Origin of the sequence: Natrinema sp. LN54 (genome assembly GCF_052439245.1) — an archaeon.
Taxonomy (GTDB): Archaea; Halobacteriota; Halobacteria; order Halobacteriales; family Natrialbaceae; genus Natrinema; species Natrinema versiforme_A.
In genome coordinates, this window is the sequence record NZ_JBQVRP010000005.1 from 263,445 (window position 1) to 276,923 (window position 13,479).

Below are 13,479 nucleotides of genomic sequence, written 5' to 3' on the forward strand. Positions count from 1 at the left end.
GCATTCCACGCACGATGCAGAAAGACGTTCGTTCGGTACGATCATCATCTTGGTTTACGCTAGCATGTCTATAATGCGCAGACGCGCCTTCTATTTCGAGAGAGTATCATCACGCCTATATGATTTACAAATATATGGTTGTAAATTAAGGGTTGTAGTCCGGCGAGCATATAATCTCGTCCTTTGGGACGATATCGCCAGAGCAGTTCCTTCTTCAGTATTCTGAGCAGTAGATCCGTTGAGGCGGTCAGTTTCGGTCATGAGTATCCGAATCTTCGACCGCCTCATTCCTAACTTAACACCGCTTCGTAAGGTCGTCAATTGCTTATTCGATAGGATGTCCGAGCCATCTCGTTGGCAACGATTTGATACCCTTCATCGACTCCCATTCCGGGTCTGGCCAGTATTTGTGCCGGTTGCGTTGCGAGCGCCACCTGTGCACAGACTCGGGCAGAGACATCCGTTTCCGCGCAACTTCCGCCTAAGTATGCACGCGTATCGGTGTTTTCGCAGTACTGGACAGCATCGATACTTGCAGTGATTTCACCGAGATCGGGCGTCTTGATCTGGACAATATCGACAGCGCCAGAATCGACAAAGGCGGTGACGTCGTCATAGGTATTACAAAACTCGTCGGCGATGATGTCTACGGGTACCGAACACTCAGTCAGGCCGTCTCGGAGTGCTCCGAGCACGTGGATCTGTTCGTCGCGTGATCCTGCTTCTATCGGGCTCTCTATTTGAAGCGAATACGGCGATGCAGCGTCGTCGAGCGCTGCGAAGTAGTCTATCACCTCGTCGCGATCGTACGGAGGAGCAAAAATTTCGCCGACTGTCCCGTAGATGTCCACGTGAAACGTCGGGTCGTATTCCGGAGAACCGAGTTCGGTCACTCGACCGCTGAGCCAATCTAGATACTCGAGGAGCTGTTCTCCCTCTTGGCCGATCTCGTCTACCGAATTAAACAGCCCGTGGGGAAGAACGGGAACCTCTTTGAGAATCATTTTTTCGGCGTTTCGACGGCGGTCGCTGCCGCTTTGACAGAAGATTGGAACCGGTTGGGGTGCACGGTCGATGCCGTATTCGGTACTGATTACCTCGGTCATCGTCTGTGCAGAAGCCGTTGCTGCGGCATCCAGTAACGCTTGGGAGACCCCGTATCGGACTGCCGTGTGTAACTCTTCCGTGTCAGCGATGTCGCTCAGGATCTCGACGTTGGTCGTAAACGCACTGGCATCTCGACCGACGAGGGCCTCCGAAATCGTCGTCTCGATCTCGTCGAGGTGGTCCTCCGCAGTGAAAAACGCATCGCGACCACCGAATCCGGAGTATTGGACCGCTGTACAATCACCGAGAGCGGTTCGGCCATCTTCGAGTTCGATTATTACACTCGCTGCTTCGGCCGGTTGACGGACATCGGTATACCCCGAGGTAACTGCCTGTCCGTTGTACAGAAATCCGTCTTGCTCTGCGTTCGCCACGATAGCTTCCTTATCGTCGAAGTAGTAGCCACCCGTCGTCACTACTGCGGTTACGTTAGCTATCTCTGTCATGTATCGTCCGTGTTAGTATTTACTGGGGTGTTATATATAAATTCCTATTATAGAATAATCGTTGTTTCAGGTTGTACCCAATCCGATGGCTGGTTTCATTCTACTATATGTGGAACTCCTCTACTGCATTTCTTTGCTGGGTCGGCGAGAACAGCGTCCGATTACACACATATGAGTGTAATAATAGCGGTGAATCGTAGGACGGCACGAGGTGGCTGAATTGCCCATGTTCCGCTTCAACGACCCGGATGCGGTGGGTGAAGAGGGGGCAGTCTCTCCAAAGAAGAGGGAGTGAAAATCATGACACGCAATTCCTAGGATATCTGTACCAAACAGGGGATGAGTACCCCACTATCGATGTAATCAGTGGGAAATCGCTACGCGGAACGATATATTCTATAATACATGGATTTATGGGGTTTGATGAGAGAGAGAACGTATGACCGAGAGTCAACTTCTAATGACGACCGAAACGTCGTTAGCGGTGATCGAGACAATTCAGGAACTCGATGGGGCAACGCCGGCCGAACTCGCGGCGGCGCTCGAGCTATCCGAGAGCACTGTCTACAAACACCTCTATACCCTCGCGAAACACGGCTACATCGCCTCCAACGGAGACGAATACCGCCTCGGAGCGCGGTTCTATCACATCGGGATGTACGTCCGGAACCGCAGCAAAGTGTACGAACTGGCGGGCAAGTACGTCATCGAACTCGCTGAGCAGTCGAACGAGGAATCCGACTTCGGAATCGAGGAGAACGGTCGCATCGTGACGCTGTTTGATTCGGTCGGTAGTTCCGCCAAGCCGAGTTCTCGGCTCAATAACTACGAGTACATGCATACGACGGCTATCGGGAAGGCGATCCTTGCTCGATTGCCGGAGTCACGCGTCGACACGATTGCCGACCGGTGGGGTTTCCCGGAACTCACTGAGGAAACGATCACGTCGCGATCGGAACTCGATGTTGAACTCGAGCGCATTCGGGAACGGGGCTATGCGATCAACGATCAGGAGTCGATTCCGGGGAAACGCGTTGCCGGCGTCGTCGCCGAGGGACCCAATGGGGCCGTTATCGGCGGCTTCACAATCTCCGGTCCGTCATACCGGATCGAAGACACCGACCTCCATCAGGAATTTCCCGATATCCTGCAGCGAGTTGTGGCGGATTTCGAGTCGGAATTGGTCTCACAAGGGCTCCTGTAGTCGGCCTCGAGTCGACGAAAGGACCGATAGTCGTCCGATTGTGGCCGCTTTACTTACAAATCGAAATGTTGTACGCATCTATTTTCTGGCTATATCTGTTGAATATCTGGTAGAGAACGACACTGTGTGTCTCCATCTACTCGCTTCCCCGATATTCAAACAAAAGATTAAAATAGTGTAGCTCTCACATTGAGTGTGTATGTCATACGAATCCCTTCCGGTTGCGGCACTGGCATTGGCACCGCCGCTTCTCGCGATTGTACTCGCGATGTATACGCGGCAGGTGCTCGTGTCGTTGTTCGCTGGTGTATGGATTGGTGCGTTGATGATCGCCGACTGGAATCCGATCGCGGCGACGGCGCTGTCGATGGATTGGATCGTAGAAGTCGTCAGATCACCATTTGACACCAAGTTCCTGATCCTGATTATGTTCATGGGTGCTGGTGCTGCGTTCGTTTACAAATCAGGCGGGATCATCGCGCTCCAGAACTGGATCGGCCATCGTGTGAACACGGCCCGGGACTCCCAGATCCTCACATGGCTTATTGGGATTTTCATTTTCTTCGACTCGTATACGAGCACCATCGTGACCGGGAACGCAACTCGCGAACTCTCTCAGGAAAACAATACCTCCCGAGAGATGCATGCCTACGTGCTAGATTCGACAACCTCGCCGGTTACGACCTTTGGACCCGTCTCGAACTGGATCGGATATCAAGTATCGATGATCATCGTTGGGTTCGAAGCTGCCCGGTTCACGGCTGAAGAAGTCGGTATCACCGCGTTCGGGCTCTTCCTGCAGAGTATTCCGTGGAATATCTACTGTTTCCTCGCGTTCTTCATGGTCGGATTCATTTCGATTACACAGCGGTTCTACGGTCCGATGCTGAACGCGGAATGGCGTTCGCGCAAAAAAAAGAAGACTCGCCGGGACGATGCGACGCCACTCTCGGACATCACGACCGATGTCGGTGAGCCAAGCGAGAAGAACCCGACGCTGATCAATTTCTTCGCGCCGATTCTGTCGCTGCTGGTCGTTGGACTCATCTCGATGTGGTGGCTCGGTGGCGGCCACCAGTCCGGCGTCGATATCGCGACTGCGTTCCAAGAAACCGATGTCGCACTCGGTCTCCTATACGGTTCGTTCGCGTTCATGGCCGTCGGCATGCTCGGTGCCGTCGGATTCGGCACCATGGACCTCGAAGAAGCGAGCGATACCGTGATTAACGGATTCAAGACGATGATGATCGCAGCTGCGATCATCGTCCTCGCTTGGAGCATCGGTCACGCAGCTGAACAGGTCGGGACGGCACAGTACATCGTCGACGTGATGGTCAACAGCGGCGTTCCCGGATCGTTCCTACCGCTTATCATCTTCGTCGCCGCGATGTTCATTGCGTTCACGACTGGGACGTCGTGGGGGACCATGGCGATCCTGACACCGCTCGCGATTCCGCTCGGCTACGAACTGTCCGGACTGTCGATCCTGCCGGTTCTCATGGGCGTCCTGTTCGGCGGCGCGATCTGGGGCGACCATGTCTCTCCGATCAGCGATACGACCGTCATGTCCTCAATCTTTGCAGGATCGGATCACATCGATCACGTGACGACGCAGATTCCGTTCGCGATGACCGCGGCCGGCGTGACGATACTGATGTTGCTCCTGTATGCAGTCGGTGTGACGTCGCCACTGGTGTTGCTCCCACTGTCAGTTGTCCTTACCGCAGGCTCCGTCATCGCGCTGAACAAGTTCGATGCTCGCCGCAAGAACCTGCCCGAAGTCATGCCGACTACCGAGGCCATCGACAACGGAGAAATCGACGTCGATGCGATCGAAAACGGAGGCGAAACCGACACAACGCGGATCAATGGCCGATACAATTTCGTTGAATCGATCCCGCTGACCGCAGTCGGGATCGTTATCGCCTATCTTTGCCTGGTATTCGGGTTTATGACCCTTGGCTTCTAGCGGGAAGACAGTTATTCTGTTTCAGCGTTTTTGATGAAGAGAGAAGCGAAAGTGTGGTCAAATGCGTATTATCCAATACCTGAGACAACACGAACGATCCGTCTCGATATTCTCCGCACCGTAAACGGCGAGGTGCCTCTCGCTGACAGGAGAGCGTCGTGGTCAACGTCAATCACAACGGATATACGTTTTGTTCGGACAGTACAACGTATGTCGACTGTGTACGTCATTGCCACCGGCGGCACGATCGCGAGTACCTCGAGCGATACCGGGACGGTCCCAACCGAGTCTGTACAGGAGTTAGTACAGGCCTATCCGGAGAGTTTCGAGCACGTTGATATCGAACTGGAGCAACTCACGCAAACTCCGAGTTCGGAGTTGACGATCGACGATCTCGTGACACTGAGTGATCGCGTGCGAGCCGTCGCCGACGATATCGACGGAGTCGTTGTCCTCCACGGAACCGATACGATCGAAGAGACCGCGTACTATCTCGATCTCGTGCTTGATGTTGACATACCAGTCGTTCTCACTGGGGCACAACGGCCGTACGATAGCCGTAGTCCCGACGGGCCAGCAAACCTTCGCGGGGCCCTCGCGGCAGCGAGTCACGATCACGTTCGGACGGGTGCCTACGTCTTCTTCAACGACCGTCTTCACGCAGCACGACCAGTGACGAAAGACCACAGCAGCAATCTCGACGCGTACGGTTCGGGCAACTACGGGCCGGTCGCCGATCAGACACCGAACGGTCTCTGGTTCTACCGTCGACCCGAGAGTCTATCGATGACGATTCCCACACAAGATATCACGGCGACCGTCGAGGTTGTACCGACATCGACGGACACCGATGGAAGACAGATTGCTCACGCCATCGATTGCGGCGTTGATGGAATCGTCGTTGATGCGCTCGGACTCGGAAATGTTCCCACGAGCGTTGCAGATTCCATCGGTGATGCCGTTGACGACGATGTTGTCGTCGTTATTACGTCGCGGTGTCACAACGGAGTCGTCTCGCCAGTGTACGGTTCAAAAGGAGGCGGCGCAGTTCTCGAAGAAGAGGGTGTGCTATTCGCATCGAACCTTCCCGCCCACAAGGCCCGAATTAAACTCCTAGTAGCCCTGTCACAACAATCTGGGGATACGGTTTTAGAGGCGTTTGATTCCAGTCAAATCGATGGTCATGGGTATGTGTGACATACATTTCTTAAATTAATTGGAATGTGATATGTAGTTAGCGGTTGGAACGGATCCGTGTAGCCAACCGCTCCGCGACGGCAAATTCCTGTGACACGGAGAGTGGGGCTGGATCTGGCTCGATAACTTCGCCCACGAGCTTGCTCGCTTTCGCTGCCGAACCCCAAGAGAGGGTCACACCTGCTCCGCCGTGGCCACAGTTGTGAACAACTGGACGATCATCGAGAGAGTTGCGTTCAATTCGGACACCGTGACCATCCGGATCCCGAACCGGCCGAAAGCCATACCGGCCCGTCAAATCCCCCTCCTTGATGGAAATGCTCGCGTACGTCTTGAGCAATTTGTCGTTGAGTTCGCCGATCCGTGATGGCACTTCTACCCCTCCGACTCGTTGGGAGGCACTAGGTATGTGTCCCATCCACTCTTCACTAGGAGAAACGGGAATTCGACTCCCCCCAAGAACGACCGTATCCATCCGAGGATAGGCGTAGATCTCACCGGTGTATCGGTCGTGTTTAGTTTGTAGCATTCTGCCAGACGGCGAAGGCTTGGAGCCACGACTCTGCTGTTGATGGTTTTGCGTGACTGAAGCAGTTTGAGAACGAAGAAGTACGTCGTTTTATCTCACGAAAGACACGTTCAGCAGCGTTCCGATTTCCATGGTTCTCGTATCGAAATCGGAGCCCAGAGCGACGGAGTGCAGTCTGAAGATGTTTTGCTCCATCGACGAGAAACACGGTATCGTCGAGGGCATGTTTCTCAGTGAGTTCCTGCAGAAACCGTTCTGTCAACGCGGTCGTAGTCGTCGAATACAGCCGTATATGGAGAATTTTGTTCGTTTCCGGATCAACAGCAGTGTACAGCCAATACCGATGTTCGTCGAGTTGAATTACTGTCTCGTCGAGCGCGACGTGATTCGGGTTCTCGTCATCCGCCGGCTGGAGATCGCACTTGTGAACCCAATCGTGGACTGCCTTGCGACTACGTTCGACACCGAACTTCTCTAATTCTCGAACGGTATTCGAAAGCGAGAGACCAGCAAGATGAAGTCGAATACCGAGCTCCAGTAGCTGACGCGGTGTCCGTTCTCGCTCCACACAACTCAAATCGATCCAGTCGCTACGCCCACTGAGGCGGTCGATTTTTGGCATAGAGCACCACAAAATCGTGCCGCCTCACTTTTCACGCTTAACGAAACAGCGCCCCACGTCCGCATTTCTTCTTTTTGGGACGTTGATTAGCTTGCGAGTCTGGGACTTGGAACCCGTAACTTCAGTACAATCGGCTATTGTCAAGGGAATCGCGCTCTTTGTTGCCGTCGTCGTTGTCTTCCGGGCGTTTCAGGGTGAGATTTCATTGGGATACTCGCATTCGGCCCAAGTTTTGCTTTCACAGTCAATTTGTTTATTCCAGTCACGGCGGGTCCGGGCGCTTTCATATTTTCACTTGTCAGCGCAGTAATCATCTCTAGCGTGATTACCGTGGTTGGATACCCGATCGGACGAGCTTTCAGCGTGATTTGGGGTGAACAGGACGCGTGACCGATTTGTCGTCAACTCGTGGCTCTCATCGATCGGCTATTTCGGGTAAGAAAGTATCTGAAGAATAGGATTTCAACAGAGCCGAAATGATCTATATCGAATCTCGACTAATGATACTCCAGGTCGAGTTCTATTTCGTTTACGACTGCAAGAACAATATCTGGAATATCTTGTTCGAACCACTCTCCTTTGAGCCGATGTGCCGGACCCGAGAGACTAATTGCCCCAAGTGGGTGGCCACTACTCTGGGAACAAATTGGTACCCCAATTGCACGAAGACCGCTAATCGATTCTTGATCGCTAATTGAATACCCCCTCTCCTGGATGGTTCTCAGTTCTTCGAGCAATTCTTCCTCACTGGTAATTGTATGTTGAGTGTATGCCGGAGTTCCCCACTGGTTGAGGATCTGCTTTACGCGATCCTCTGGTAAATGAGCAAGAATAGCCTTTCCGGCAGAGCTCGCATGAAGATGGATTACCTTCCCAATATGGGCATCCACCTGAACAGCATTTTGCCCGATTGACGTATGGACATAGTATGCTTTTCCATTTTCTTCAACAATAAATTGGACGCGTTCGCCAGTCTGTTCAGCTAAATCCTCTAATTTCGATATTATAAAATCATATTCTGGCTTTCTCGTCCGAGCATGACCACCCTTATTCAAAAATTCCAATCCGATGTGATATTTCCCATCCTCATAAACTAGATATCCATTATTTTCAAGAGTTTTCACGTATCCATGTATAGTACTTTCTGCTAAGTCAAGCTCTTTTGCAAGAGATTCAATCGACATTCCGCTTTGCTGCTGTATGATATCGACCAGTTCGGCAGCAGTCTCAAGAGTTTTGAGGTGACGGCCGGAAGATGAGTTATTGGCCATAATTAGTATACCAGAAAGGGCTATATACATACTGTGAATTTTCGCATTTCCACTCTCTATCCCGATAATGCGCGTCTGTACCGCTCTAATGATTGAATTACCTAATAGATTCGATTCACAATATGTGATGTCTTCATACTCTGTATTGAATCACTATTACTTATATTAATAAGAGAAATGGTTGTTTTATCCTCTCACTATTAATAGCCACTATTTATATAAAATAATATCTAAATTAAATATTCCTTAAAATAAATATATACCAACATATTTGGGATAGAACTGCCTAGTTGGCACTGTCTAGTTGAGTCAGTTTGAGAAGTGAGCAGGTCGTTGAGTTTCTTGTCCAAGGATGCTCGCAAACCTGCTCAGTGAGAGCTATGCAGCGAATTTAGAAGAATTTTGGGAGAACGAGCGGACGGCAACGCCCGTCAGGGCGTTCGCCGTCCGCCTCCACGAAACAGGTTGTCCTCTTCGGGAGACAACAACGACTTTAGCTGAATTAGGCGTTTAACGCTCGCATAGAGCGGTTTGGAATTGGGTACATCGGCTGGCTGACAGCGGGTGCGACCCGCCGACATCCACGAGAGTTCCGCTCTCGTGCGGCCCATCAGAACGCGAAGCGTTCTGAGGACGGCAAAGCCGTCAAGGGTCGCGGTTGACGAGACCGCTGTCAAAATCAATGGCGAGTGGTCTTGGTTGTATGCTGCAATAGACATCGAGACAAAGTTGATTCTCGACATCGCTCTGTTTGGTCGGCACGGCACCGATCCAGCGGCTGCGTTTCTGCATCAACTCAAAGAGAAACACGATCTTTCGGAGGCTATGTTTCTCGTCGATCAATTCGGCTATCGGACTGCCCTTTCTCGATTAGGTTTGAGCGGTCAGGTCAACTATCTATACTGCTCAGTACAGGTGATACAGATATCGTTGTATTATAAAATCATCTTTCGTCTCCAATTGGGTGCGGGAACCATAACTACGGTGCCGCCGGCGCACATGCGAAAACTGCTAGGAAGAATGGGGATGTATCGATTTCGATCAGAAATTGTTTGTTCGGATATTCCATACTCAAACTTGAATCCCCTTGGTCGTTGGGGTACTTTTTGCAGTATTGACAATTCCTTTTCCTCTGGGTGCAGAGGATATGAACGCATGCAACAGATTAGTGAAGTCCACTTTACGACTCACGGCAAGACTGAAAACCGGCAACTCATCGACCGATACATCTTAGACGCAGTCGAGAGGCTCCCGCAGCAGGAGTTCTGCGATCACGCGGCGTTCATGCCCTTGACGCACGACGCAGCCGGTGGCAGCAACGTCTGGATCACGGTTGCAGGTGACATGGAAACTCTCGTCGACCACGAGTCTGACGACTGGGACGACCTCGTCGAGGAGGGGCTCGTGTCGGAATGGGACGTGACCGAGGTGACGGAGGACTGGTACGAGATTGCAGGGGAGCAGGGTGGAGAGTTACTACTCCAACTCCATCGCGTTGCGAATCAGGCGACTAAGGCCGCTTTCGAGGAATTCGAGATCCCACCAGCGCCAGTTGACTCCTATCCAGAAGAGAATGCAAAACACCCGGTCGGGTGGTGGATGGTGCTTGACACTATATCGGGGCACCAAGAGTACACCTTCGAGGAAAGAGTGGAGGCATTCCTATATGGGATTCGGCACAAGTACGAGGATGTTTCTAAGTTGGAATCGCCCGAGAAGGCGGCCCAGCAAATAGATGAGTGTATTCAATCACTCGAAACGTTCCGAAACGAGATCCAAGACTGACAAATTCATCGCGATAAATTCGCACTTTCTCTATATCGGCTTTCCAGTGAAGACTTGTTAAAATGAAGTGATGGACGAATGCCAATCCCATATGCATTGGACGACGTGGTCTCAACTTCTGGTCGCCTCTATCGCTCACAATTTCGGAGGATGGATTCATAACCCTCGGAATACTTTCTCTACTAAGAATGGCTGTGAGAAACGGAGAGGAAGGAAGTATTGAACTCACCCTTGATATTTGGCATCCGCAGTGTTGGACGCTCCACGTGACAGAAGATACCAACGCGGATCTCCTTGGACACGGCCTCTATTCAACCAACGATACAGTTCACGGTCTCTTTACAGCCTCTGCACAGTCGATTTCTGAGGTTGACCAAACAATTACAGAGATTCAAGAATCGGCACTCACAGACGATGTCTGGACGATAGGTAGTCAAGACGGGGTCGAAGTCCCAGTTACTACTGGGACTGCGACACGAGGATTTCTCGTCGAATGGGGCGTTGATACAGGGGAGAACATCATTGATTCACTCGTTGCTCACGGCTTCGTCCCACGACGGACCTACCAGATGACGAGTGGTCGTGAGCAGTGGAGTGTGATTACCACGATGGATCGCCACGAAGCCCAAGAACAACTCAGCGATGTGAGCTCCGAAACTGATGCTGATATAGACATTCAGCGAGTCACCTCCAACGGCCGCCAGCCAAGTGGCCCGTGTCAATTGGATGTTCTTTCCCCTCGACAGCGGGAAGTGTTCGAATATGCGTGTCAGCAGGGATACTATGACTGGCCTCGAAAGGTCTCCGCGACCGACCTCGCGGGCGATCTCGGCATTACAAAGGCAACTGTAACTGAACACCTCCGGAAAGCGGAATCCCGTTTATTCACTCCTTTTCGGTAATACCTCGCCCGGAGTAGCGAGCCATACATGTAGGGGACGGGTTCTCCCTTCTCTCGCCCAATAGTAGTTGCATATGTCTCTCACTGCATTCACACATGGAATCGTCCTCGCAATCGGTCTCATCGTTGCACTCGGTCCACAGAACGTCTTTATATTTCAGCAGGGTGCAGTTCAGCCCCGTCTCACCCGGGCCCTTCCGACTGTGCTTACCGCGGGGATTTCTGACACACTACTAATCCTTCTCGCGGTTCTCGGTGTTTCGGTCGTGGTTCTCCAATTTGCGTGGTTGCAGACCGTGCTGTTTGGGGCTGGATTCGCGTTCTTGCTCTACATCGGATGGGCACTTTACTCCTCACCTGCGCTCGATGTGGACCCACAGACAGAGGAATTTCTCGGAACGCGTGAGCAGATCTGGTTTACAGCATCTGTCTCATTACTGAACCCACATGCGATTTTGGATACTATTGGTGTGATTGGGACTAATGCATTAGCCTATTCCGGGCTAAACCGCTGGATATTCACTGCAGGTTGCCTGTTCGTGTCGTGGGGATGGTTTAGTGGGCTCGCTGTCGCGGGGTGGGCACTAGGAGAGTCGGCAAATGCTGACCGTGGGATGCGGTATCTCAATACGGTCTCAGCAGTTGTCGTCTGGATTGTCGCGCTCTACCTGGGCTGGCAGCTTATTGGATTATTAGAGATCGTATAGAGAAGTGATAGCAAGTGATGAGTCCGAAATCTGGAGAACTATCCGTTTAACTCGCACATACGCCTTCAATTCGCTTCAAACAAACCGGGCACAGAATGCTAGCTATCCAGATACCTGTATCTTCGAGCTGCAGTCGTTTATGAGCTCGTACGATGGGGACGGCACAGGGTGCTCATCGGTTCGCTCGATTCTCTAACAGAGGGCGAACCCATCACGGAGATACTCATCGTAGGACAGTCAAACAATTCACTCCGGAGAACTTGCTCGAGGGATTCGATAGTGCCACGAGCCGTGTACTCTCAGTTATCGAGTCTGAAGCGTCGTTTCGCCGGCCCGTGACGTTGCGATCGACATTACGACCATCCCCTACTACGGGCGGACAGCTGAGATACCGATAGTGAGCGGGACGAAAAACGGTGAGGGCCGAGCATTCAAGTTCGCGACCCTCTCGGTTGTCGGACGGAATATCCCGCTTGTACTAGCCGTTGAGCCGGTGCATGAAAGTTCGTCGTGGGACGAGAACCCACCGAATCAGATTCATCGTGTCGTCCGCCGGCTCCTTCTGTGCGCAAAAGACCCACGTCCCGATCGAGATGGTCCTGTGTGATCGGGCGTTCGACTCGATGCGCGTCTTCCAGACGCTCTCGAACCTCGATGTCAACTACCTCATTCCGAAACGGATCACGAGCTCAGAACGCGAGGTAATCGAGCGAAAGGACGAAGGCGACCAAGAGGTCGCTGTTGAGACGGTATGAGGCGAACAAGTTCATCGAACAACTTCGAGAGCTGTGGGACGGGTGGCCGCACTAATGCACTCATACTCAACCGATCAACCATATAGGTGGAAGCGCCTTGTTCAACTCGGTGGATTAGCTGCGGTCATCGTTCTTGTTTTCGATCTGTTTATAAGAACATTCCTCGAGGCGCAACTCGGGATCGGGTGGGTTCCGTCGTTTGCCCTTGCATCGTGGGTACTGTATAAGCTATTCACGGGCATTCTGTGGAAACACCCGCAACTACGCAAGTGGGGCATCGTAGAAGTCCTGAACCTCGAAGGAACATGGAAGGGCATCTGTGGACAGCACATGATGTCGAAGACGACAGGATCGCAGCTATCGATGATCCTGATGACGACCTCACTGCGATGGAAACAGAGATCGCTATCAAGCAAACGTGGGACAGGATTATTGTCGAACTCGACGGGCCAGAATCCAACTCAACAAGCGATGGGGCAACGATCCATGTTAATGACGGTATTGATTCGGTTCTGAGCTATACATACGAAAATGATCCCGACTACGATGCCCACGATAATCTCGAGGCCCACTACGGAACAACAACGGTGACCTACGACAAGGACGAGGACGTACTGGAAGGATACTATTACACCGGGAAGAACCGGACAAACTACGGACGGTTACAGTTCAAACGCGTCGACGAGTAAACCTATTCTCTACCATCCTCAAGCCACCCGCCGAGCAGGTCCAGGTCGTCCTGGGCGGCGATCAGGTGATCGTAATCGGGCGACTGGAACCGGCCGACTGCTCGTGTTTGACCGTCACGTGATAGTAGGCACCGTCGAGCGCGACCGACGAGCCGGTGACAGCACATTCTACTGATCACATCAGGCGAGCACGTGCTTCAACAGTACCGTTCCATAGCCCTTTCGCTGTTAGAGCCACGAGATTCGTCACGGCGTTTGCGGTGCTACTGAGGCCGTCGAGGCGATTCCGCCGTTTCT

The 13,479-nt window shown here is 52.2% G+C and carries 11 protein-coding genes and 2 pseudogenes; 9 read left to right on the forward strand and 4 right to left on the reverse strand.

Features of this window, described 5'->3' with window-relative positions; genetic code table 11:
• Nucleotides 1-317: 317 nt before the first annotated feature.
• Complete coding sequence (locus tag ACT4ML_RS16525) at nucleotides 318-1,553, reverse strand: methylaspartate ammonia-lyase (protein WP_444721847.1); 1,236 nt, start codon at nucleotides 1,551-1,553, stop codon at nucleotides 318-320.
• Nucleotides 1,554-1,992: 439 nt separating this feature from the next.
• Here ACT4ML_RS16525 and ACT4ML_RS16530 point away from each other — a divergent pair, with 439 nt between their 5' ends.
• The 3 genes from ACT4ML_RS16530 (at nucleotide 1,993) to ACT4ML_RS16540 (ending at nucleotide 5,923) form a co-directional block, all read left to right on the forward strand.
• On the forward strand, nucleotides 1,993-2,757 hold the full coding sequence (locus ACT4ML_RS16530; protein ID WP_444721848.1) for an IclR family transcriptional regulator: 765 nt from the start codon (nucleotides 1,993-1,995) through the stop codon (nucleotides 2,755-2,757).
• Between the two features lie 199 nt (nucleotides 2,758-2,956).
• Nucleotides 2,957-4,726, forward strand: coding sequence for a Na+/H+ antiporter NhaC family protein (locus tag ACT4ML_RS16535; protein ID WP_444721849.1), 1,770 nt, complete (start codon nucleotides 2,957-2,959; stop codon nucleotides 4,724-4,726).
• A gap of 210 nt (nucleotides 4,727-4,936) precedes the next feature.
• Entirely contained in the window at nucleotides 4,937-5,923 is a 987-nt protein-coding gene (locus ACT4ML_RS16540; RefSeq protein ID WP_444721850.1) for an asparaginase, read from the forward strand.
• 37 nt (nucleotides 5,924-5,960) lie between these two features.
• Here the strand turns inward: ACT4ML_RS16540 and ACT4ML_RS16545 are convergent, their stop codons facing one another.
• The 3 genes from ACT4ML_RS16545 to ACT4ML_RS16555 form a co-directional block, all read right to left on the reverse strand.
• A complete protein-coding gene (locus ACT4ML_RS16545) occupies nucleotides 5,961-6,452 on the reverse strand; it encodes an FAD-dependent oxidoreductase (protein ID WP_444721851.1) in 492 nt (163 codons plus the stop codon).
• Complete coding sequence (locus ACT4ML_RS16550) at nucleotides 6,439-7,074, reverse strand: IS6 family transposase (protein ID WP_444721852.1); 636 nt, start codon at nucleotides 7,072-7,074, stop codon at nucleotides 6,439-6,441. The genes ACT4ML_RS16545 and ACT4ML_RS16550 overlap by 14 nt, the downstream gene beginning before the upstream one ends.
• Before the next feature lie 497 nt (nucleotides 7,075-7,571).
• Nucleotides 7,572-8,345: an IclR family transcriptional regulator gene (locus ACT4ML_RS16555; RefSeq protein ID WP_444721853.1), complete on the reverse strand. Its 774-nt coding sequence runs from the start codon at nucleotides 8,343-8,345 to the stop codon at nucleotides 7,572-7,574.
• Between the two features lie 352 nt (nucleotides 8,346-8,697).
• Between ACT4ML_RS16555 and ACT4ML_RS16560 the strand changes: the two are divergent.
• The 6 genes and pseudogenes from ACT4ML_RS16560 to ACT4ML_RS16585 form a co-directional block, all read left to right on the forward strand.
• A pseudogene (locus ACT4ML_RS16560) lies at nucleotides 8,698-9,245 on the forward strand (IS6 family transposase); the annotation flags it as partial.
• Nucleotides 9,246-9,500: 255 nt separating this feature from the next.
• Nucleotides 9,501-10,130, forward strand: a complete 630-nt coding sequence (locus ACT4ML_RS16565) for a hypothetical protein (protein ID WP_444721945.1) — start codon at nucleotides 9,501-9,503, stop codon at nucleotides 10,128-10,130.
• 266 nt (nucleotides 10,131-10,396) lie between these two features.
• Nucleotides 10,397-11,032 (forward strand): helix-turn-helix domain-containing protein, encoded by a 636-nt coding sequence (locus ACT4ML_RS16570; RefSeq protein ID WP_444721854.1) that lies wholly within the window; start codon nucleotides 10,397-10,399, stop codon nucleotides 11,030-11,032.
• Between the two features lie 73 nt (nucleotides 11,033-11,105).
• A complete protein-coding gene (locus tag ACT4ML_RS16575; protein WP_444721855.1) occupies nucleotides 11,106-11,738 on the forward strand; it encodes a LysE/ArgO family amino acid transporter in 633 nt (210 codons plus the stop codon).
• Nucleotides 11,739-11,757: 19 nt separating this feature from the next.
• Nucleotides 11,758-12,487: pseudogene (locus tag ACT4ML_RS16580) on the forward strand (transposase); the annotation flags it as partial.
• A 311-nt stretch (nucleotides 12,488-12,798) separates the two neighbouring features.
• Nucleotides 12,799-13,182: a Cap15 family cyclic dinucleotide receptor domain-containing protein gene (locus ACT4ML_RS16585; protein ID WP_444721856.1), complete on the forward strand. Its 384-nt coding sequence runs from the start codon at nucleotides 12,799-12,801 to the stop codon at nucleotides 13,180-13,182.
• Nucleotides 13,183-13,479 lie beyond the last annotated feature (297 nt).